The organism is uncultured Chloroflexus sp., assembly GCF_938091255.1.
Classification (GTDB): Bacteria; Chloroflexota; Chloroflexia; order Chloroflexales; family Chloroflexaceae; genus Chloroflexus.
In genome coordinates this window covers 61,304-84,113 of record NZ_CALLJH010000007.1, presented here as the reverse complement: position 1 = coordinate 84,113, position 22,810 = coordinate 61,304, and the positions used below count along the sequence as shown (strand labels likewise).

At 61.0% G+C, this 22,810-nt stretch carries 17 protein-coding genes; 3 read left to right on the top strand and 14 right to left on the bottom strand.

What is annotated here, in order from left to right:
• Positions 1 to 74: 74 nt before the first annotated feature.
• The 3 genes from Q1A00_RS03500 to Q1A00_RS03490 all read left to right on the top strand — a co-directional run bounded on the left by Q1A00_RS03500 (position 75) and on the right by Q1A00_RS03490 (position 6,430).
• Positions 75 to 3,734, top strand: a complete 3,660-nt coding sequence (locus Q1A00_RS03500) for an SDR family NAD(P)-dependent oxidoreductase (RefSeq protein ID WP_298406450.1) — start codon at positions 75 to 77, stop codon at positions 3,732 to 3,734.
• 242 nt (positions 3,735 to 3,976) lie between these two features.
• Positions 3,977 to 5,395 (top strand): hypothetical protein, encoded by a 1,419-nt coding sequence (locus tag Q1A00_RS03495; protein WP_299755288.1) that lies wholly within the window; start codon positions 3,977 to 3,979, stop codon positions 5,393 to 5,395.
• 27 nt (positions 5,396 to 5,422) lie between these two features.
• Positions 5,423 to 6,430 carry a tetratricopeptide repeat-containing protein gene (locus tag Q1A00_RS03490; RefSeq protein ID WP_299755285.1) on the top strand — a complete coding sequence of 336 codons (1,008 nt, stop codon included), beginning with the start codon at positions 5,423 to 5,425 and terminating at the stop codon, positions 6,428 to 6,430.
• On the opposite strand, the gene Q1A00_RS03485 is transcribed toward Q1A00_RS03490, so the two are convergent.
• The 14 genes from Q1A00_RS03485 to cbiB form a co-directional block, all read right to left on the bottom strand.
• The gene (locus tag Q1A00_RS03485; RefSeq protein WP_298406447.1) at positions 6,422 to 7,897 is read right to left on the bottom strand and encodes a cobyric acid synthase; all 1,476 of its coding nucleotides are present in this window, start codon (positions 7,895 to 7,897) and stop codon (positions 6,422 to 6,424) included. The genes Q1A00_RS03490 and Q1A00_RS03485 overlap by 9 nt on opposite strands.
• Before the next feature lie 183 nt (positions 7,898 to 8,080).
• A complete protein-coding gene (locus Q1A00_RS03480; protein ID WP_298406444.1) occupies positions 8,081 to 9,148 on the bottom strand; it encodes a histidinol-phosphate transaminase in 1,068 nt (355 codons plus the stop codon).
• On the bottom strand, positions 9,130 to 9,681 hold the full coding sequence (gene cobU / locus Q1A00_RS03475) for a bifunctional adenosylcobinamide kinase/adenosylcobinamide-phosphate guanylyltransferase (RefSeq protein WP_298406442.1): 552 nt from the start codon (positions 9,679 to 9,681) through the stop codon (positions 9,130 to 9,132). Before cobU ends, Q1A00_RS03480 begins: the two co-directional genes overlap by 19 nt.
• Positions 9,682 to 9,814: 133 nt before the next feature.
• Positions 9,815 to 11,236, bottom strand: coding sequence for a cobyrinate a,c-diamide synthase (locus Q1A00_RS03470; RefSeq protein ID WP_299755280.1), 1,422 nt, complete (start codon positions 11,234 to 11,236; stop codon positions 9,815 to 9,817).
• Between the two features lie 126 nt (positions 11,237 to 11,362).
• The gene (gene cobA / locus Q1A00_RS03465) at positions 11,363 to 12,142 is read right to left on the bottom strand and encodes a uroporphyrinogen-III C-methyltransferase (RefSeq protein ID WP_298406438.1); all 780 of its coding nucleotides are present in this window, start codon (positions 12,140 to 12,142) and stop codon (positions 11,363 to 11,365) included.
• A 72-nt stretch (positions 12,143 to 12,214) separates the two neighbouring features.
• Positions 12,215 to 14,557 carry a precorrin-3B C(17)-methyltransferase gene (cobJ, locus tag Q1A00_RS03460; RefSeq protein WP_299755277.1) on the bottom strand — a complete coding sequence of 781 codons (2,343 nt, stop codon included), beginning with the start codon at positions 14,555 to 14,557 and terminating at the stop codon, positions 12,215 to 12,217.
• Between the two features lie 118 nt (positions 14,558 to 14,675).
• Positions 14,676 to 15,485, bottom strand: a complete 810-nt coding sequence (gene cobM / locus Q1A00_RS03455; protein ID WP_298406435.1) for a precorrin-4 C(11)-methyltransferase — start codon at positions 15,483 to 15,485, stop codon at positions 14,676 to 14,678.
• Positions 15,482 to 16,204 (bottom strand): precorrin-2 C(20)-methyltransferase, encoded by a 723-nt coding sequence (gene cobI / locus Q1A00_RS03450; RefSeq protein ID WP_298482139.1) that lies wholly within the window; start codon positions 16,202 to 16,204, stop codon positions 15,482 to 15,484. Before cobI ends, cobM begins: the two co-directional genes overlap by 4 nt.
• 309 nt (positions 16,205 to 16,513) lie before the next feature.
• Positions 16,514 to 17,731, bottom strand: coding sequence for a precorrin-6y C5,15-methyltransferase (decarboxylating) subunit CbiE (gene cbiE / locus Q1A00_RS03445; protein ID WP_298406431.1), 1,218 nt, complete (start codon positions 17,729 to 17,731; stop codon positions 16,514 to 16,516).
• Positions 17,728 to 18,963, bottom strand: coding sequence for a cobalt-precorrin-5B (C(1))-methyltransferase (locus Q1A00_RS03440; RefSeq protein ID WP_298406429.1), 1,236 nt, complete (start codon positions 18,961 to 18,963; stop codon positions 17,728 to 17,730). Before Q1A00_RS03440 ends, cbiE begins: the two co-directional genes overlap by 4 nt.
• A 212-nt stretch (positions 18,964 to 19,175) precedes the next feature.
• Positions 19,176 to 19,835, bottom strand: coding sequence for a precorrin-8X methylmutase (locus Q1A00_RS03435; protein ID WP_298406427.1), 660 nt, complete (start codon positions 19,833 to 19,835; stop codon positions 19,176 to 19,178).
• On the bottom strand, positions 19,832 to 20,356 hold the full coding sequence (locus Q1A00_RS03430) for an NAD(P)H-dependent oxidoreductase (protein ID WP_298406425.1): 525 nt from the start codon (positions 20,354 to 20,356) through the stop codon (positions 19,832 to 19,834). The genes Q1A00_RS03435 and Q1A00_RS03430 overlap by 4 nt, the downstream gene beginning before the upstream one ends.
• On the bottom strand, positions 20,353 to 21,750 hold the full coding sequence (locus Q1A00_RS03425) for a sirohydrochlorin chelatase (protein WP_299755270.1): 1,398 nt from the start codon (positions 21,748 to 21,750) through the stop codon (positions 20,353 to 20,355). Before Q1A00_RS03425 ends, Q1A00_RS03430 begins: the two co-directional genes overlap by 4 nt.
• A complete protein-coding gene (cbiB, locus tag Q1A00_RS03420; protein WP_298406423.1) occupies positions 21,747 to 22,691 on the bottom strand; it encodes an adenosylcobinamide-phosphate synthase CbiB in 945 nt (314 codons plus the stop codon). Before cbiB ends, Q1A00_RS03425 begins: the two co-directional genes overlap by 4 nt.
• Positions 22,692 to 22,810 lie beyond the last annotated feature (119 nt).

The window sequence follows — 22,810 nt, the reverse complement described above, 5'->3', positions numbered from 1 at the left end:
GCCATGTTATACTATACCCATCGGTGAAGTTTCAACAATACAGCAACGATGAACCGTTGGCGATGGGGGAATGCATGAGCGTGACAGGACGACTGGCAGGAAAGATTGCGCTAATTACCGGAGGAGCCGGCAACATTGGCAGTGAGATGACTCGGCGATTTCTGGCCGAGGGTGCAACCGTCGTCATTAGTGGTCGCAACAGCGCCAAGCTCGCAGCGCTAGCCGACCGGATGCGCGCTGAAGCAGGCGTGCCTGCGAAACGGATCGATCTCGAAGTGATGGATGGCGGTGATCCGGAAGCGGTGCGAGCCGGCATCGAGGCCATTATTGGCCGGCACGGTCGGATCGACATTCTGGTCAACAATGCCGGCAGCGCTGGCGCGCAGCGGCGGTTGGCCGAGATTCCACTCACAGCCGCCGATCTTGGTCCCGGCGCCGACGAGACGTTGCCCGAAAGCGTCGCGAACTTACTGGGAATGGGATGGCATCTGATGCGCATCGCTGCGCCGCACATTCCGGCTGGCGGTGTGATTATTAACATTTCGACCATCTTTTCACGCGCCGAATACTACGGGCGCATCCCATACGTTGCACCTAAAGCGGCGCTTAACACTCTGACCCAGATCGCGGCGCGCGAACTCGGCGCCCGCGGGATTCGGGTCAACACCATCCTCCCCGGTCCAATTGAGAGCGAACGGATCCGCACAGTGTTCCAACGCATGGATGAGTTAAAAGGCCGTCCGGAAGGCGATACGGCCAACCAGTTTTTTGCCACCATGCGGCTCTACCGGGCTGATGATCACGGCCAGCTTGAACGCCGGTTCCCCACCATTGGCGATGTCACCGATGCAGCGATCTTTCTTGCCAGCGACGAAGCTGCGGCGCTGACCGGCGAGACGATTGAGGTAACGCACGGCATGGAGTTGCCGGCCAGTAGCGAGACCAGCTTGCTGGCTCGCACCGATCTGCGCACGATTGATGCCAGCGGGCGCACGACGCTGATCTGTGCCGGCGATCAGATTGAAGAAGTGATGGCACTGACTGGCATGCTGCGCACGTGCGGCAGTGAAGTCATTATCGGCTTCCGCTCGGAAGCCGCGATTGAGCAGTTCGAGCAGGCGGTCAGCGAGAGCCGGCGTTTGGCCGGCGATGCCTTTACGCCGCCGATTGCCTTGCCACTCGATCCGCGCGATCCATCGACAATTGATGCCATCTTTGATTGGGCTGGCGAGAACACGGGCGGTATTCATGCAGCCGTCATTCTACCCGCGTCCAGTCGCGAACCGGCCACGCAGGTGATCGAGGTTGATGACGGCCCCGTGATGAACTTCCTTGCCAACGAAATTGTTGGCTCAATCGTGATTGCCAGCCGCTTGGCACACTACTGGCAGACCCAGCGCCTGACGCCGGGAGCGCGAGCACGCGGCCCACGGGTAATCTTCCTCTCAAATGGAGCAGATGCGGGTGGCAATGCCTATGGTCGCATCCAATGCGCCGCGATCGAGCAATTGATCCGGGTGTGGCGGCACGAAGCGGCGCTCGACTACGAGCGAGCGGTCGCCCATGGCGAGCATGTCTTGCCGGCAGTGTGGGCCAACCAGATCGTGCGCTTTAACAACCGCAGCCTCGAAGGGCTTGAGTTCGCCTGCGCGTGGACGGCCCAGTTGTTGCATAGCCAGCGCCAGATCAACGAGATCACGCTGACGATTCCCGCCAATATCAGTGCTACGACCGGCGCGCGTAGCGCTGCAGTCGGTTGGGCCGAGAGCTTAATTGGTCTGCATCTGGGCAAAGTGGCGTTAATTACCGGCGGCAGCGCCGGCATTGGCGGCCAGATCGGGCGGCTGTTGGCGCTGAGCGGGGCGCGGGTGATGTTAGCGGCGCGCGATCGCCATAAGCTTGAACAGATACAGGCCACAATCCGGGCCGAACTGGCCGAAGTCGGCTATACCGACGTGGAAGAGCGGGTGCAGATCGCGCCCGGCTGTGATGTCAGCAGCGAAGCGCAACTGGTAGATCTGGTTGAACGAACGTTGGCCGCCTTTGGTACCGTTGATTATCTGATCAACAATGCCGGAATCGCCGGGGTGGAAGAGATGGCGATCGATATGCCGGTCGAAGGCTGGCGCAATACCCTCTACGCCAACCTGATCAGCAACTATTCGCTGATGCGCAAGCTCGCCCCGTTGATGAAGAAGCAGGGTAGCGGCTACGTCCTTAACGTGTCATCATATTTCGGCGGCGAAAAGGACGCTGCTATCCCGTACCCCAACCGCTCGGATTATGCCGTCTCGAAGGCCGGCCAACGGGCTATGGCCGAGGTCTTTGCCCGCTTCCTCGGCCCAGAGGTGCAGATCAATGCGATCGCGCCGGGGCCGGTCGAGGGTGATCGCTTGCGCGGCACCGGCGAGCGGCCCGGCCTGTTTGCCCGGCGAGCACGGCTGATTTTGGAGAACAAGCGACTCAATGATCTGCACGCCGCCTTGATTGCTGCTGCGCGCACCGACACGCGCCCGATGCGCGAGCTTGTAGAGCTGCTCTTGCCGAACGATGTCGCGGCGCTCGAACAGCACCCGGCTGCGCCGGCTGAGCTACGCGAACTGGCTAAACGGCTGCGCAGCGAGGGCGACCCGGCGGCTTCGTCGAGCAGCGCCTTGCTCAACCGCTCGATCGCGGCCAAACTGCTGGCACGTTTGATTAACGGCGGTTATCAGTTACCTGCCGACATCTTCGCCAATCTGCCGGCCCCGCCCGATCCCTTCTTTACCCGCGCCCAAATCGACCGCGAGGCGCGTAAGGTGCGCGATGGCATTATGGGCATGCTCTACCTGCAACGCATGCCGACCGAGTTCGACGTGGCGATGGCGACGGTCTACTACCTCGCCGACCGCAACGTTAGCGGCGAAACGTTCCACCCATCGGGCGGCCTGCGCTACGAGCGCACCCCCACCGGCGGCGAACTGTTCGGCTTGCCGGCGCCAGAACGGCTGGCCGAGCTGGTTGGCGCAACCGTGTATCTGATTGGCGAACACCTCACCGAGCATCTCAACCTGTTGGCCCGCGCTTATCTCGAACGGTACGGCGCGCGACAGGTGGTGATGATCGTCGAGACCGAAGCTGGCGCGGAGACGATGCGCCATCTGTTGCACGATCACGTTGAAGCCGGCCGCCTGCCGATCATCGTCGCCGGCGATCAGATCGAAGCCGCGATCGATCAGGCGATTGCTAACTATGGCCGGCCGGGGCCGGTAGTCTGCACCCCCTTCCGCCCACTGCCGACTGCGCCGCTGGTGGGCCGCAAAGACAGCGACTGGAGTACGGTGCTGAGCGAGACCGATTTTGCCGAGCTGTGCGAACACCAGCTCACCCATCACTTCCGAGTGGCACGCAAGATCGCGCTCAGCGATGGGGCCAGTCTCGCTCTGGTGACGCCAGAAACGACTGCGACCTCGACCACCGAACAATTCGCGCTGGCCAACTTTGTCAAAACCACGCTGCACGCTTTCACCGCTACCATCGGTGTCGAAAGCGAACGCACGGCCCAGCGAATTTTGATTAATCAGGTTGATTTGACCCGGCGGGCGCGGGCCGAAGAGCCGCGCGATCCGCGCGAACGCCAGCAAGAGCTGGAACGCTTTATCCAAGCGGTGTTGCTGGTCACAGCGCCATTGCCGCCTGAAGCCGACACGCGCTACGCCGGACGGATTCACCGCGGGCGGGCGATTACGGTGTGAGCAAGGCAACCAAGGCCCGTTAACTTGCACGATGGAGAGACGTTGCAATGCAACGTCTCTCTCTGCTTAGATCGGTAAAAACTCTTTGCACTTTTAACAGCTATGTACGGTATCTAGCGCGTATGCGTGCGAAATTAACACCAAAAAGTGTTGACCGTTGCTAGTATCCATGCTAGAATAGGCGCGATTATCGCAGAATCCTGATCGCTGCCTTCAGGCGGGAGTAAAAGGAAGGATAGGTCATGGCGGATCCCGAAAGCATCTTGCAGCTTGGCGTTGAGGCCGCGCGTAAAGGGGAAAAGGACGAAGCACGAAAGCTCTTCCGCCTGCTGACCCGTGAACATCCAGAGAATATTCAGGGGTGGCTCTGGCTAGCCGGCGTTGCAGAGGATCGGGAAGAGCGACAGGCCGCACTTGAGCAAGTGTTGCGCCTTGATCCCAAGAATGATATGGCGTTGAAAGGGTTGCAAGCGTTGGGTGTCACTCCCAACCCCGCAGCAGCGCCACCCGCCGCTCCAACCACGCCGCCGCCGGCACCAGCCACCCCACCACCGGCAGCACCGGCAATGCCAGACTTTGACGAAGACGATCCCTTTGCTCAACTCGATGCCCTCTCAGAGGTGATGGCGACCGACGCCGGCCCGGTACGGCGTGATCCTGACGTTCCCCGGCCAGCGCCAACGCTGGGTAGCGCAGCCGAAGACGCGCCAGCGCCAGCATCGGCCCCCTCACGCTCGAGCCGTTCGAGCGAGCCGCCACCCAGCCGGTCCAACCGGCCCAGCACTAGTTGGGCACGCGGGAGCAGTAGCAGCAAGCCGGCCAAACCGGCAAAGCCAGCGCGCGGCGGCGGCTTGAATTTCGGCAATCTGTTCCGACGTTCCGGCCCACCCCCGCGCCGCGATGACGATCTGGAAGAAGAGACGGTACCGGCGAAGCGCGGATTCACGCCGCTGACGATAGCCCTTCTCGTCGTGCTGCTGTTAAGTTGTTTCGGGCTTGGGTTCATCTTCCTGTCACAGCGCAACCGTACTGCGACGGTACCGCCAGCACAGGCGACAAGCCAAGCAGCAACCAGCATGGCGGCGACTGCCGAGTCAACGTTGGCGCCGACAACGCCGCCAGCAAGCGAACCAACGCCAACGGCTGCTGCCAGTGAGGAACCAACCCCCGCAGCAACTGTCGAGCCAACACCAGAACCGGCGCCGCCACCGCCACCGGCAGTTGATCCCGCCCAAGCAAACCCCGATCTGGTCAGCCCCGGCACCGAACTGAGCAGCAATGGCTGGGCCTACGATTTTAACCAGCCCACTTACGCTGCGCCGATTATCGGAGCGATCAACGGCGTCACACCAAACAATGGTCGTTTCGTGGTAGTGCTCGCGTTCGTGCGTAATACGACTGGTCAAGACCAACCGCTCCCGCTTGATTTCTTCGTGCTAAAAGATGCACAGGGTCGAGTGTGGACACCACGCCTCGATGCGTCGGATGCGTATGTGATCCGTGGCATCAACGCAGATTTGAGCCACAGTGACTCGATACCTGCTGATGGGTTTGTGCGCAGTGTGGCTATCTTGTTCGATGTCGCGCCTGACGCAACCGATCTGGTCTTCTTTGCCCGCAGCAACCCTAATCAAGGCTGGTTGGTGCTGAGCCGGGTGTAAATGCGCCGGCGATGACACGGAGGCTAGGTGGGGGACGAGGTACCATTCGATCTTGAACAATGGCTGCACCGCGGCGCGCAGGCAGCGCGTCGCGGTGATGTTGTGTCAGCGCGCCGTATCTTTTGCGCCCTGAGCCGGCTCGCGCCACACGAGCGGCGGGTGTGGATCGGGTTGGCCCGTGTCGCCGAGACTGCCGCCGAACGTGATGAGGCGCTACGCCGGGCTGAAAACATTCTTCCCATAGAGACAGAGATTCACCCCACCCTCCCACCTTCCCTCGCCGTGGAGGGGGAAGGTGGAGTGGTTGAACTGGAGCTGCCGCCGCGGCTGGCCCCGGCTCAACAGCGCACTGAACGCCAGCCGCATCAGCGCCGGTTGGGATGGCTCCTGCCGGCAATGCTCTTGCTGATCGCTGCGGGCTTGCTGGCGATGAGCTTATGGCAGCGCCAACCGGCTACGTCACTGCCATCAAGCCAATTCCCCATCACCAATCTCCCCCCCACACTGGCGGCGATTGGGCCGCTGCCGATGCCATTGCCGACGGAGATTGTCGTGATGACGCCGGTCGTGCCGGCACCCTCACTACCGCCGCCAACCCCTTCACCGTTGCCTACTTTGACGCCGGAACTGCATACACGCGCGTTGGGGCAACTGATCACTTACGACCAGTGGCAGATCGGGCTGTTGCGGCGTGAGGATGTGGTGATGATTGATAGTGAACTTGGCGCCATCCGGCCCGCCGGTCGCTTCCTGATTGCGTTGTTGGCGGTAAGTAATGAAGCACCGGTCGAGCGGGTCTTGCCCACTACCCTCTTCGCAGTGGAAGATGAGATCGGGCAACGCTACACCCCCTTGTCGGACGCTTCGCGCCAGTATCTCGACCAGTTTGGGCGCGGGTTGTACGGCGATTTGGCACTCGAAGACGCTTTTGGGCCACAAAGCGGTTTACGCAGCGTGCCGGTGCTGTTCGATCTGCCAGCCAATCGCGCACCGGTACGGTTGTGGGCCGGCGACGAGGGCTGGCTGTTACGGTGAAATGGTGAATAATCGATTGAGCACCGATTCACCCAATGCCACCGCAACCTGATCGGCCAGCCGGTCGAGTGGGTCGGTTGGGGGCAGAGGATGAGCAGCCGGTTGCCAGCCTAACTGCCGCAACCATCCCCGCCGAAACTCGTCGTTGGCAAATAGGCCGTGCAGATAGCAGCCCCACACTCGGCCATCGGCGCTACGGCAACCATCATCGTCAGCGGCGGGCACCGCACCGCGCCGGACAATGCTCAGCAGCGGTTGCGCCGCCCCCAGCCGGCGGCTGCGGCCCATGTGGATTTCGTAACCGTGCAGTTCGGCTACGCCGGCCCACTCCACCTGCGCCTTCGCCACGGTTTGGGTGGTCTGTTTGTCAGGGGCAAAGACGGTTTCAACCGGCAACAAACCGAGGCCCTCTTCGTCGCCGCCGGCTCCCTCGACTGCCAACGGATCGCTGATGCGCTCGCCGAGCAGTTGGTAGCCGCCGCAGATGCCCACCACCGCGCCGGCAAACTGGCGCAGCGCCGCGTCAAACCCACGTTCGCGCAACCAGCGCCGGGCGGCGAGCGTGTGTTTGGTGCCGGGCAGAATTACTGCCGCAGCGCCAGCTAATTGAGATGGGTGATCAATGTAGCGCACCGTCACCCCCGGCTCGCGGGCCAGCGGGTCGAAGTCGTCGAAATTGGCGATGGCCGGCAAGCGGATGACGGCAATCGTCAGACCACGCGGTGCAACCGGCGGCACCTGCTCAAGTGCCACCGCATCCTCTTCAGGTAAGCCAAGGTCTTCGCACCACGGCACCACTCCGAGCACCGGCAAACCACTGCGCTCTTCCAGTATGCGCACACCATCGGCAAATAAAGCCGGATCGCCGCGGAAGCGGTTGACGATCAACCCCTTAAGTAAGGCGCGCTCATCTGGTTCAAGCAACATCAACGTGCCGAGCAATTGGGCAAAGATGCCACCGCGATCAATGTCGCCGACTAATACCGTGCGCGCTTGGGCATAGAGTGCTACCCGCATATTCACAATATCGCCCGCCTTGAGGTTCAACTCAACCGGACTGCCGGCCCCTTCAGCGATGATCAGGTCGTACTCGGCGCGTAGTGCGTCGAGATTGCGGGTGACAACCGACCATAATAGTACCTTGCGTTGCCAAAAATCAGTGGCAGCGAGGGTCTGCCACGGCTTGCCCTCGACGATAATCTGGCTCCGGCGTTGACCTTCTGGCTTGATCAAAATCGGATTCATCGCCACCGTCGGGGCAATGCCGGCAGCAGCGGCTTGCACCGCCGTACTGCGCGCGATCTCGCCACCATCGGCGGTTACGGCGGCGTTGTTGCTCATGTTTTGGGCTTTGAACGGGGCCACCCGCAACCCGCGACGAGCGGCCAACCGGCAGAGTGCAGCAACGAGCGTACTCTTACCAACCGACGAGGCAGTACCGACCACCATCAAGACAGGTGCAGGCATTATCGCTTTCCTCCAAGACTTGGAACGCAAAAGACGCAAAGGGACGAAAACCGCCAAGGCACGAAGGGCGCAAAGGACGTAACGTTGGATGTGGTTGGTTGCTCAGCCCGCTGATAGTAGCCATTTCTACGTCTTTGCATCTTTGCGTTTAACATTCTCTGCGTCTTCGCGTTTCCCATCCTTTCACCCAATCTCGCGCCACGCTGTCACCAACCGCGCATTATCTTCCGGGCGGCGCGGGGCGACGCGCACCCACTCCGATAAGCCGAACGAGGTGCAATCACGCACGACGCAACCGCGTGCTAGAAGCCGGCGACGGGTGAACGCCGCATCGGCGCATTGCACCAGCATAAACGGCATCTCTGAGCGCCACACAGTCAAACCAAGCTGGTGCAAACCGTGGGCCAATTCATCGCTGGCAGACCACAGGCGCGGTAACGTCGTTGGCAAAAAATCGGTGTCGGCCAACATTGCCAATGCTGCCGCCTGCGCCGCGCTACTCACGCTCCACGCCGGTTGGAAACGGACAATCGCGCTGACCGGCTCAGGATCGGCAATCAAGTAGCCGATACGCAAACCGGCCACCGCATAGCTCTTGGTAAGCGAATAGATGCGGATCAGATTGGCCGGCGCGTTATTATCGAGCGGATCGTGACCAGTATGATCGCGCAACAGCGACAGATAGGCCCGGTCGAGGATCAACCAACCGCCGTGCCGGGCACAAGCGTGGGCCAGCTCAACAATAGTCGCGGTCGCCACTTGCACACCGGTTGGGTTGTTGGGCGAGCAGAGCCACAGCAAGTGCGGCTGGAGCCGTTCAATAGCTACAAGCAGCGCCGCCGGATTAGGTTGAAACTGGGTCGCAGCCGTACTGCGCACTTCAACCACCTGCATCCCGACCAGCCGGCAAGCGTGGGCATACTCGCCATAGGCCGGCGCAATCACCAGCGCAGTTGCTCCCGGCACACCCAAAGCCCGCGCCGCCAGATGGATCAGTTCGTTCGCACCATTCCCTACCAGCACTGCGTCGGGTTGACAACGATGATGCATGGCTATCTGCTGCCGTAACCGCAGACAACTCCGGTCGGGGTACGGCGCCGGATCGAGTGTGCGCAGGGCGGCCAAGACTGCGCGAGGCGGGCCAAAGGGATTGATGTTGCTGCTGAAATCGATGACTTGATCGGCGCGTAGACCGAGGGTTGCCAACTCGGCCTCATCGAGCGCGCCATGCGTTACGGGGTGCGGTTCCATGCTGCCTCCAGTGCGCGCAGCTCGACCGGAATGCCGCAGACGACGAGATAGACCTCAGCGGCGGCGGCGGCGACGCGCTGATTAGCCAGACCGAGCAGATCGCGGTACTGCCGTCCGAGCGGATAAGCGGGCACAATCCCCATGCCAACTTCATTGGTGACGGCAATCAGCATCAGGTCGCGCTGGGCAACCATCGCCAGCAGATCAGCGAGTTCACGATTGATAGCCGGCTCAGGATCAGATTCATTAGCCAGCAAAAGATTACTTACCAGCAACGACAAACAATCGAGCAACACTACCGATCCCGCCGGCAGATCGGCGAGGACAGCGGCGACATTGGCCGGCGCTTCGCGCGTAGACCACGTTGGCGGGCGGCGGGCGCGATGATGGGCAATCCGATCACGCATCTCGTCGTCGCCCGCGGCAGCGGTTGCGACATACACCACCTGCTCGCTCAAGCGCGCCGCGTAGCGTTCGGCGCACCGGCTTTTGCCACTCCGCGCGCCGCCGGTAAAGAGAACAACCGTGCTCATAGCGCATTCCTTTCGCGCATATACCGGCGCAGAGGACATAAGGGCATATCGTAAACTCGAGGGTGCGAAGGCGCAAAGACATTGAATATGAGGGATAAGCATGCGTAGCAATCAACCATAGAGCTTTGCGTCCTTAGCGCACTTTGCGTCTTTGCGCTAGAACCCCTTGCGTTTGATCTTTTACAAACGCTTGTGCAGCAACGACAAAACGTTCAGCGGCGTGCGGACAGGACAGAAAGTGCATGTGAATATATGATGCCAATACCTGCCCGATTACCACACCTTCGTTAACCACTTGCGGACGCAGCGCATCAGGCAGGCAAGCGTAAAGCGGCGGCAGGTCGGTTGGCCGCGCTTCCCAGACCGAATAGTGAAACTCGTGGCCGCGCACCGTTTCGCCAGTGCGCCACAGCCACGTCTCGGCTTGGGCGGCGATGGTGCGATAGCCGAGAGTAAGGCGCGGCGTCATGCGCGAATAGCCGGGCAACACGCCGGCCATCGCAAAGGCTTGGCCGTACTGATCGATCAATGTCTCGGTCAGATACATCAAGCCGCCGCACTCGGCATAGATCGGCATCCCGGCAGCCGCTGCTTCCCGGATAGCGGCTAGCATCGCCTGATTAGCGCTCAGTTGATCGGCAAACAGTTCAGGAAAACCGCCGCACAAGTAGATCGCCGCCGTCCCTGCCGGCAAGGCGGTATCGTGGAGCGGGCTAAAAAAAGCGAGTTCCGCTCCAGCAACCTGCAACAGATCGAGATTATCGGGATAGATGAAATTAAACGCCTCATCGCGGGCAATGGCGATCACCGGTCGCACCGCGCTCACTGGCGCGAGCGTTGGCGGCGCGGGGGCAGGCAACGGCGGCGCGGTATGGGCCACAGCCAGCAACCGATCAAGGTCAATCGTCTGCTCAACCTGCGCCGCCGCCTCAGACAGCCACTCTTGCCAGCGGCCCGGTTCGGCTACCGGTACCAACCCAAGATGGCGTTCGGGTAAGGTGAGTGCATCATGACGCGGCACATAACCCAACACCGGCACTCCTACCGTCTGCTCAACGGCATCGCGGATGAGCGCAGCATGACGTGGGCTGCCAACCCGATTGAGGATCACGCCACCAATATGGACTCGCCGGTCGAAGTCGTACAGACCGGCGATCAGCGCGGCAGCAGTGCGTGCCATTGCCCGTGCATCGAGCACAATGATCACCGGTGTCGCGGTGAGACGGGCAATGTGGGCACTGCTACCGGTGTCGTCAGTGCCAGCATAGCCGTCAAACAATCCCATCACCCCTTCGATCACAGCCAGATCGGCCTCGACGCTGCGACGGGCCAGCACGCCGGCAATTTGGTCAGGCGGGATCAGCCACGAGTCGAGGTTATAGCAAGGTTGCCCAGCGGCAAGGGCGTGGTAGCCCGGATCAATGTAATCAGGGCCGCATTTAAACGGCGCAATGCGTAGACCGCGCCGGCGCAAGGCGGCGATCAGGCCGGCGGTGATAGTCGTCTTTCCGCTGCCGCTCATCGGTGCGGCGAGTAAGAGGCGTGGTAGGTGCATACAACCTTCCTTACTGCGCCAAGGACGCAAAGAGTTCCAACGCAAAGGCGCAAGGTACGCTAAGCGATATATTGTTGATTGCTAAGCATGCTTATCCCTCTATATCCAACATCTTTGCGCCTTTGGTTATTCATCCCACAGCATCAGCTCGGCAGGGTAGTGGGTCGGGTCATACCACGCCAACGTATCGGCTAACGCCGCCACTTCACCAACTACCAGCACAGCGGGAGGCGGCAACTGCGCCGCTTGTTGGCGGGCCGGCAAGGCAGCAAGCGTCGCCCGCAAGACACGCTGATCGGCGCTCGCCCCGCGGCTGATCAATGCTGCCGGCGTCTCTGGATTACGGCCAGCGTCGATCAGGTAAGCACACACTCGCGCCAGCCGTTCGAGCGCCATTAGCACCACGAGAGTCGGCGACGCAGCCAACAACGCCCAACTGATCCCGCTGCACCCCTGCGGGGTGGCTTCGTGACCAGAGACGACGGTAAATGCCGAGGCGACGCCGCGCCACGTGAGCGGGATGCCGGCATGGAGCGGTACTGCCAGAGCGGCTGAGACACCGGGTACGATCTCGAACGGTAAGCCAGCAGTGGCTAGCGCAGTTGCCTCTTCGGCAAGATGGGCAAAGACACTGGGATCGCCGCCTTTCAACCGCACAACCTGCAAGCCGGCACGCACAAGGCGAACCAGTGTCTCGGTGATACCGTCTTGGCGAACGGTGTGGTGGCCGGGCCGCTTGCCGACAAAGATCCGTTCGGCGTGGGGCGGCGCTTCGTCAAGCAGGCTCGCCGCGATTAGGCGGTCGTAGAGGACAGCATCAGCTTGGCGCAGCACGGCCAAACCGCGCACAGTGATGAGATCGGCGCGACCGGGGCCGGCGCCGACGAGATAGGCTTTGCCGGTCATACTCTTCTCCGGTTATTGTGGAAGGCACATTGTATGCAACATCGTTTGGGCAGCATCGTAATCATCGGCTTTTCATGTGAGCTTTGCCATGAACCACTCGGCAATTGCATCACGTATTGCAACTGCGCGGCTTGGCGCAGCCCCATGGCTGCTCACTGCGACCGTGAGACCGCCACTGCGATGCACCGCCGGCACATGGAAATCGCCGCCGTCGGGATCATCGGCGACGTTGCAAAGCGCGCCGGCAACGCTGGCCGCCGCGGCAATGCGAGCATTGACAGCGCGATCATTGGTGGCGGCGAAGACGAGCCGCGCACCGGTAAGGTCGCCAGCACGGTACTCACGCTGTTCCCAGACTAAGCGGCCCGCGCTAGCCCATGCTGCTAGTTGCGTCGTTGCCGTCGGACTAATGAGACGCACCGGAAAGCCAGCGTCAAGCAGACTGCGTACTTTCCGCTCGCCGACGGGGCCGCCACCGACTACGACCGTCGGTAACTGGGCCGGTTTGGTCAAGACAATCGGATATTCACTTGTCGCAACCTCCGTTGCGACCGGCGTTGACGCCACCGCACGGCTCGTGTAGCCGCGTGGCGTGACGAGATGACCGGCTAGTGTGAAACTCTGACTATTCCCGATCAGCACCACGGTCAGCATATCGGCCTGCGCCGGATCGGCCTCGGCCAAGGTGGTCAGCGTCATCTGTTCGTCAGCGCGGCTGACTTGGCGACCAAAGGCAACCGGTGTATGGGGCGAACGATGCTCACGCACGATGGCAAGAGCCGCCGCCAATTGCCAGTTGCGCCCTTGTGAGCGCGGATTGTAGAGCGCAATGACAAAATCGGCTTGAGCGGCGGCGCGCAACCGACGCTCGATCAGCGGCCACGGCGTGAGCAAGTCGCTAAGGCTGATCAGGCAGAGATCGTGATTGACCGGTGCACCGAGCCGAGCAGCCAAAGCTTGAAATGCGCTCACACCGGGGATAACCTCCACCCGTGGATCACGGCCATTCCAGCCTTCGGCACTGAGTGCCTCAAAGACCGGTGCCGCCATTGCGTAGATGCCGATGTCGCCACTGCTAACCAGTGCCACCCGCCGGCCAGCCCGCGCCAATTCGATAGCAGCTCGCGCCCGCCCCATCTCGTCACCCATCGCCGGGGTGACGATGACTTCTTGGTCGGGCCGCAGCAACGGACGGATGAGATCGATATAGCGACCGTAGCCGGTCACTACTTCGGCCTGTATCAACGCCTGCCGGGCCGCTTCAGTGAGGTGAACAAGATCGCCCGGCCCGATGCTGACCAGCATCAGTTGGCCGGTCGGCGACGGTGAGTCGCAGGGATAGACGGCTGATGTCTGTAACGCTACCGCAACGGTGCAGCGAGCAAATGACCGCTTCGGCACGAGCAATGGCCCGTGCGCCGCTACCACCGCGCACGGCTCGGCTACCCCCGGTAACTCGAAGCGGCTGGCGGCGCTGGGACTGAAGGCAGCGGGATCAAGCGCGTGCAATTGCTCGGTAGAAATGACTGCCAGCGGGACGCCAAGCTGCGTGGCGAGTGCGATAATTCCCGGCTCGGTCGCTTTGAGTTCGGCGGTCGCAATGGTAGCAACGCATTCGGGTAACAGATCGGCTTCGGCCAAGGTGGTCGCCAACGCAGCGGTTAACTCATCAACCGGTACATCTCGTCGGCAGCCAATGCCTACGACCAACACCGGCGGCACATACCGTAACCCCTTATCGCGCAGCTCGGCCCACAGCCCATCCAACCGACGATGCGAGACCAATATCACAGCGGCAAAACGCTCAGCAGTGAGTTCAGTCGGTTCACTTACCCATTCGACCATCGGCGCAGCAGCGAGTTCGGTCACGAGCAGTTCACGTGCTGTTGGCAGATCAGGATCAACCCAAACCCCAACAGGATCACCATTCACCAAACAAGCCATCACGTGCGTGATCGCCGAACCAGCGGCGATTCGCCAACCTCGCTTGCGTCCGATCAGATCGAGCGCCGGCAACCCTTGCGTATCGCTAGCCGTAGTCAGCACAGCTTGACCGCCGGTCATAACGGCAAGGCGACGGGCCAGTTCATTCGCACCGGCACGATGACCGCCGACAAGGGGTACTGCAAACCGACCTTCCTCGTCAAGACAAACCACCGCCGGGTCAACTGTCTTGTTGCGCAATAGCGGCGCAATCGAGCGCACGGCGATACCGGTAGAACCGATGAAAACGATGGCCTGCGTCGCCGTCCACACTGCTTGCACCGCTTGTGCCGCCGTTGCATAGGCACGCGCAGCCGGCACTGCCATAGCAAAGCGGGCCGGCACCCACACTGTTGCTGGCAGCTCGGCAGCGATGCGTTGGGCTAGTGCTACTCCGGCACGGGTCATAGCGATGATCGCGATGTTGGTCATAGGAGCCTCGGATCCATCACACAGCGGGCAAAGAGTGCTAGAATGCTAGACAGCAAATTTATGTCAATTTTTCTACACATAGGCCCCATCACTTCATTGCTCACTCGGCAGCGTCGGCTTACGACTCATCCAGCACCCGCCGGCGCAAGCGATGGCTGTAGGTTGGATCGTAGAGCCGACTGGTTGGACGATCGGTGCGTTTGTGCGCCGGATCGAGCGCCGGACTTACCAAAATCAGCGCCTGCCGGGTAAAGCCAGCCGCTTTGACCTTGGCGGCAATGTCGCCGAGCGTGCCGTACATAATCTCTTCATCCGGCCACGTCACCCGATACGCCACTACCACCGGCGTATCCGGCGTGTAAGCACCGCCGGCCAGCAAGTCTTCAACCACTTGCTGAATCCGGGTAATGCCGAGGTAAATCGCTAGCGACGCGCCGTGCGCCGCCAGCCGGGAAAGCTGCTCGCGCTCGGGCAACGGCGTGCGTCCGGCGGGACGGGTGAGGATAATCGTTTGTACCAATTCGGGTACAGTCAGCTCGACGCCGAGACGGGCCGCGAGCGCGAAGGCGGCAGTCACGCCGGGAACGACCTCATACGGAATGCCGGCTTCGTCGAGTGCAGCCATCTGCTCGTGGATCGCGCCATACAGCGCCGGATCACCACTGTGCAGCCGTACCACCACCTGCCCGGCCCGCACCGCTTCCCGCATCAACGTGACAATCTGATCGAGATGCATCTCGACCGAGCCAACAATCCGCGCATCAGGCTGAGCGTAAGCCGCAGGCAAGGCCGCGTCAACCAGACTATCGGCGTAAAGGATCAGATTGGCTTGGGCCAATAGATCACGCCCGCGCACGGTAATCAGATCAGGCGCGCCGGGGCCAGCCCCCACAAAATAGACAGTTCCGGGAACGGCAGGGTAGGTCATAGCACTTCTCCGCGGCGAACAATAACGAGCGACAAGTACGGGCGATGCTGCGGATCGAGTGTTCGCAGGTCGCGAGTAATAAATTCGCCCTCTAGTCCCACTCTCTCGGCATAGAGGGCGTGGTCAAGGAGACCGAGTTGTTCAAGCGCTGTGCGAATGGACGGCACTGCAGCACCGGCCTTCATCAACACCACCGTAGCAAACTCGGCGAGCAGACGTTGCAAGGCGGCAGCATCAGTCTCGTAGCTGGCCGGCAGCACAATCAGCCGCTCATCGGCCATAGCGAGCGGCACGCCAGCGGCGGCGGCAGCGGCAGCAAATGAGGTGACGCCGGGAATAACTTTGACCAGCAGCGCAGGCGCGCGCACGCGCAACTCGCGCCACAGGTAGAAAAAGGTACCATAGAGCAGCGGATCGCCGAGCAAGAGGTAGACACCGCGCCGATCAGCGCCGAGAGTCGCGGCCATTACTTCAGCGGCGGCTCGCCATGCAGGACGCAGTTGGCCAGAATCGCGTGTCATTGGCAGCGGCAACGTCACCACCGCTTGGCGGGATGGATCGATCCACGGCGTCGCGATGCGGAGGGCAATACTCGCATCGCCGTCACGGCTTTGGGGCGCGAAGATGACATCAGCGGTCTGCAAGGCGCGCAGGCCTTTGAGCGTGATCAATTCGGGGTCGCCGGGGCCAAGCCCGACCGCAGTGAGTTCAGCATTCATACCAATACCTAGCTGTAAGACGCGACGCAAGCAAAGGAGCAGAGTGTTTTAACGCAAAGGTGCGCAGAGCGCGAAGGGCGCAAAGATATTTTTGATTTTGCAACAAAAGTCATGTGATAACCATGGTCATCTAAATCTTGGCTACTTAGCATTTCTGTGTTTAGCAAATTATTCACAAAAACACGAATATGCACAACAAGTTCGAGATATGGTACAACCATACTGCGGCCAAACCACAAACAAATTTTGCGATCTTTGCGCCTTTGCGTTTGAAATCTGAGCGTTTTTGCGTTTGAACCATTAGCGTTTTTACTCACTTTGCGCCTTCAGCCATACCACGATAAACACCGGATTCAGCGCGGCGAAGCGCAGATCAGATTGGATCGGCGTGCCGCGGTTAACCTGAACTTGTACCATCCGCGCTGGAGGTAACAAGGCGAGTGTTTCAGCGAGATGGCCGGCAGTCACCAAATTAAGCACTAATCGACCACCGGGACGTAGTCGTTGCTGCGCTAGCATGATCAGCTCACGCAAATGACCACCGCTGCCACCGACGAAGATTGCGTCTGGATCGGGCCAATCAGCGCACGCTGCCGGCGCTTCGCCGTGGATTACCCGGACATTGGGAGCAGGGAAGCGATGCAGATTCACGTGAATATGTTCGATAAATTCAGCTCGCCGTTCAACCGCATAGACTTGTGCCAAAGGACAAGCACGGGCCGCTTCGATCGCCACCGCGCCACTGCCGGCCCCGATGTCCCACAACACTTCGCCGGGTTGCAAGGCTAGTTCGGCTAGACTGAGCAAGCGCACCTCGCGCTTGGTAATCTGTCCGGCCTCGGTGCTAAAGGCCTCGTCGGGCAAACCGGGAGGGATCGGACGCACAGGATGGTTGTTCCAGACCACCAGCACATTGAGCGGATCAAACGCGGCGGTGACGAGATCGGCAAGAGTCGCGCGTACTGTGCGCTGGCGTGGCCCGCCAAGCTGTTCACAGACCGCGCAACGGCTGGTGGGTTCCATACCGGCGGCGATTAACGTTTGCGCAATTATGGCTGGCGTCTGCTGGCGGTCGGTGAGAATAGCCACTTTGGATGCAGTCAACACTGCTGAAATGATAGCTGCTAATGGCCGGCCATGAGCACTGAGCAGCACAGCATCGTGCCACGGTTCAGCTAGCGCGGCAAAGGCGAGTTGGGCTGAGGTTGGCGCCGGCACAATCTCAAGCGCCGCTGGCGGAAACACCCGGCGCAAACTGGTGCCAATGCCGTACCAGAGCGGATCACCCGACGCCAGCACCACCGCCGTCTGGCCGGCTTCCCACGCCCGTTGCAACCGGGCCAACGCCGGCTCCACACTCGCTTCGACCACCAACCGCTCGGCGACCACTTCAGGAAATGCGGCCAGATGGCGCTTCCCACCTACCAGCAGATCGGCGCGGGCAATGCGTTGCAGAAGATTAGCCGGCAAACCATCTGCACCGGCATCGGTCAAACCTACCACCAGAATTGGTGTTCGCCGGCTCATAGTTCGTCCTCCACCGCTGTATCATCTTCAGGCAACGGATCAGTGGGTAGCCGCTCGATCAACGGCGGCGGCAGAGGCGATGGATGCAGGTGATCGGCAGCAACGGCGGCGGCGCGAGCTAGCACCGTGCCATCAAAATCGACCAGAATGGTCTCGAAATCCATCGTCCCGCCTTGGGCGGCAATGAAGCGCAGACACTGCTCAAGGGCTAAATCAACGATCCGCTGCAATGGCGCTTGCAGGCCATACTGCTGGCACAACTCGAGAAAATAGCGGCCAGTATGAGCCTGCTCCACCGCCTGCACCAACGCATCCGGCGCACCTACCTCACGGCAGACCTGCGCCAGAAAGGCGAAATCGACCTGATTACCAGCGACGTGAGTCTGCATATAGCCCTGCGCCGTCTTGATCATCTTGCCGATCATGCCCACAAACACGGCTGACGGCACCCCGTGCTCAACACACGTCTTCAACGCATCGCCGGTAAAAACGCTCAATTCAACAAAGGCGATCTCCGGCAGATCGGGAAAGATGCGCATCGCAAACTTCTCAGAACGGGCGCCGGTGCAAAGGATCATCTTCTGCACGCCATTGCGGGCTGCCATTTCGACCGCTTGGATCACGCTGGCCCGCCACGCGGCGGTGCTGTAGGGAAAGACCTTACCGGTAGTGCCGAGAATGCTGATCCCGCCAAGAATGCCAAGGCGCGGGTTGAGCGTCTTTTGCGCGATCTGCTCACCGCCGGGAACGCTGATGATCACCTCGATCCCGGCCTGTTCGAGAAACGTCTCGCCGCCGGGAGCGTATTCGCGTACCGCATCGATCACGTTGGCGGTAATTTGCTGGCGCGGCACCGGATTGATCGCCGGCCCGCCGATCGGCAGGCCCAAACCGGGCAGCGTCACCCGCCCCACCCCCTCGCCACCTTCAAGATGGATGCCCGGCGTATCAATTATCCGCACCAATGCACAGATTAACGCACCGTGTGTTACATCGGGGTCATCACCGGCATCTTTACGCATACAACAGTAGGCGCCTTCGGCATCGAGACGAGTAATGGTCGGTGTCATTGTGGCGGTTTCGCCAATCGGCAAGGTGATCGTCACCTGCGCCGGCCACTGCCCGCTGAAGAGAGCGATCGTCGCTGCCTTGGCCGCAGCCGCAGCGTTGCTGCCGGTGGTATAGCCGGTACGCGAACCGCGTTTGTTGCGAGGAGGAACCATATCAGCCATAGGTTACTCTATTTCAACACCCTAGACGCAAAGCGAGCAAAGACGCAAGGGGTTCAAACGCAAAAGTGCGAAGACGCGAAGTTTTTTACGGGTGGCGATAACGCCGCTTGTACCCTTGAACCAAACAAACCCTTTGCGTACTCTGCGCCTTTGTGGTAGAACCCTTCGCTCCCTTTGCATACTCTGTGCCTTTGCCCCTGTGCGCCTCCAAGCTACACTTCAGAGTTATCCTCGCCAGCCGCCAACCGCAGCAGCGCATTAACAATCGCCGCCGCCACCGGCGAACCGCCTTTGCGACCAACTGTCACGATCCACGGTACCTCAGAACGCGCCATCAGCGCCGCCTTACTCTCGACGGTGTTGACGAAGCCAACCGGCACGCCGATGATCAACGCCGGCTGCGCGCCATTATCGAGCAAATCAAGCAGCTCGAATAAAGCGGTCGGCGCATTGCCAACTGCGACAATCGCACCGGTAAGGTAGCCCTGATCGTGCGCCCACCGCAGTGCCGCAGCACTGCGAGTAAGCCCGGTCGCAACCGCGAGGTGGGTGACGTCCGGCAGGTCGTTGAAGCAATACACCGTGCCGCCGCAGCGGTGCAGCCGCCGCTGGTCAATGCCAACCCGTACCATCTGCACATCAGTAATGACCGCACAGCCGCGTTGCAGCGCAGCAACGCCGACTTCGATCGCACCGGAACTGGCTCTGGTAATCGTGGCGAACTCAAAGTCGGCGGTGGTGTGAATGATCCGCTCGATGACCGGCGCCAGCGGTTGCGGCAGTGTGATCCCGCCCTTGGTCAGCTCGGCACGAATAATCGCGAATGAGCGGGAGGCAATCTCGGCGCCAGCAACAGGCACGCGCTCATTCATAGGTTCGCTCCTCGGCGCAACTGTAAAGCGATCTGCGCCACCCGCCGGCCCAAAGCGCGCGCTTGCAGCAGATCGGCTTCGGTCAGGTCACCGACCGATGTCGCACCGTAATACGATCCTGCCTGCTCCATCAGCGGCGTCCACGGCAGCCCAACCACGATCATCCCGCTGCCAAGCATCCAGTGCAGCACTGAGAGCAGCGTAAACTCGGTGCCAGAATGGCGTCCGGCACTGCTAGTAAAGGCCGCGCCTACTTTGCCGGCTAAGCTTCCCTCTTCCCACAGATCGCCGGTGGTGTCGAGCCACCGCTTTAGCGTGCCCTTAATGCCCGTCCAGTTAGGCGTGCCGATAATGATCCCATCAGCTTCGAGCAGATCGGCTTTGGTGGCATGGTTGGGCTGACGCACCTTCACCTCGGCACCGGGAACGGTCGCTACACCGGCGGCGATGGCTTGGGCTAATTGGGCCACGTGATCACCCACATCGTGTAAGATAAAGATGCGGCACGTAACATCAGTCATTGGCGAATATGCTCCTTCCAGTAGTGGTAGGTCTTGGCGACGGCGGTCACGACATTCTTGATCTCGGCTGCGAGCCGGAACTGCGGCCCCGCCGGCAGCAGCAAGACCCGATCTTCACGCCGCACACTGACATTTTCCACGATAATTGCCCGCAACAGCCAGATCGCCATCTCTTCACTTTCGCAGACGAGGCCGATCCAACCGGGAGTAACATCGGTTTTAACCGGCAGATCGGTCACCGTTGTCAACGCACGCGACAGTTCGGCGATCACGCGAGCGTAACCGGCAGGATCGGCCTGCACCGTAACCGGATCGACCGGCTCGAGCAGGGTGCCGCGGTGAGGCGGGCCACCGGCCAGCGCCAATTCGCAGAAAGGGTTATTGGGATCATCGCCACCCCACACCCGATTCCACGCTACTTGCCCATGCTCGTCGAACACCAGCGGCGCAGCGGTCATTGGCGCTGCGCTCACCGGACGGCCACTGCGGTAGCGTGGCGGCAAGATCGCCTCAAGTCCACGCGCCGGTGTCTCGCCGCGTAAGCCGTGCTCGTGATCGCTGGTTTGCGGACGGCCAAAATCGGCGCTAAAGCCGGGGAAGAGGCGACGGTACTTGCACACGTCGCAGTTGACCGCGACTTGGCCTTGCACCGCTTCGTGAAATCGCTGCTCGATAGCCGCGATCACCCCCTCGTGCAGACCAAGATGTTCGGTAAGCAAGAGATCGCGATCCGCGTACTTTCGCCGAGCGGCGTCAACCTGCTCCACAATCCGCTGCAAAATCCGTCCGGTAAAGAGGAGGTACGGAATAACTATCACGCGCCGCGCACCGAGTGCTATGCAGGCATCAATCGTTTCAGGCACACGCGGCGTTGTAATGCTGTAAAAGCCATACATGACACGTGCATAGCCACGCCCCTCCCACAGCAAGCGCGCCATCCGGGCTACGTCGGCATTGCTATCGGGATCACTACTACCACGACCGATGACGGCTAGTGCTGTCTCGGCGCGGGGTACCGGTGGGGCAGCCGCTTCAGCCGCGGCTAACCGGTCACCGAGGGCCTTGAGCAACGGATATTGGACGCCGAGCGGCGCACCATACTGGATGGTCAATTCTGACCAACGCGCACGCGCTTCACGCAGCGCAACCGGAATATCATTCTTCTGGTGGCCGGCAGCGCCAAGCAAGAGCGGCAAAGCGACAATGCGCTGATAACCGGCGCGAGCGCAAGCATCTATCGCTTGACCAATCGGCGGATCGGCCAATTCGAGAAAGCAGGGTTGGACAAAGACATCAAGCCGTTGTTGCACCAACGCGGCTAGTTGGCGGTATTCCTCTAAACCAGCAGTATCATCGGTACCATGACCAATCAGCAACAGCGCAGTAGCAGTCATTGTGGAGACCTCGATTCAGCGAAACGCGCGAACACCAAAGCGCCCAACAAACCGGCTGTTATCAGCGCCATAACCAACTGTCCCAACCGGCGTGCTTCGCCGATCATCGCGGCATTGGGCAGGCACTGGCCAGCGCCGAGCGCATAGTGATCGCGCTTGGTCAGAACGGTATCTAACGCGCCAGCCATTGCCGCCATTGGCCAGCCGGCGTTCGGCGAAGCGGTGCGGCGCGCGTCACGCCACGCCACCGCGAGCGCCGCCCTGCCGCGCCGGTTGGCAAGCTGCGCGGCCAGCGCAATCAGCAGGGCCGTCAACCGGGCCGGCGCCAGATTGAACACATCATCGCAACGGGCCACAACTTTCCCCAGATGTTCAAAACGCTCGGTGCGATAGCCCCACATCGCGTCGGCAGTGTTGGTGAAACGATAGATGACCATCGCCGGCAAACCACCGCTCAAGAATGCTAGCAGTGGCGCCACCACACTATCACTCAGATTCTCGGCCAGCGACTCGATCGCCGCACCGGCCACTTCAGGCGCGCTCAGATCATCGGTTGGCCGGCTCACTAAATGCCAACCGAGCAACCGGCGCGCTTCGGCTAGATCGCCAGCGGCTAAAGCCGCCTCCACCTCTGCCACTGCTCGATCAAGCCCGCGATAGGCCAACAATAACGACATTAGTACCCCTTGCGCCAGCCAATGACGCGGCGCAAGTGCACCAACGCCACCGAACGCCACCCAACCACCGGCTAGCCAAACCGCGCCCCATACCAATCGCGCCCCCGGCGAGGACGGCGCGAACTGTTCACCCCAGCGCAACCAGCGCCCCATTACCCCGACCGGATGCAGATGGTTGGGCGGATCGCCGAGGGCGGCATCTATGGCCAAGGCAGCTAACGCCGCTGCGGCGCGTTGTTGGATGAGGTTGGGTATAGGTGGCATAGATGATGTATCTATGGAATGCGTCAGTCAAACTGCCGCACTCCATCATATAGTAGCGACCAATTTCAAGAGATTCTCTGCGTCTTTGCGTTAACAACCCGTCCCTCCCCCAGCGGGAG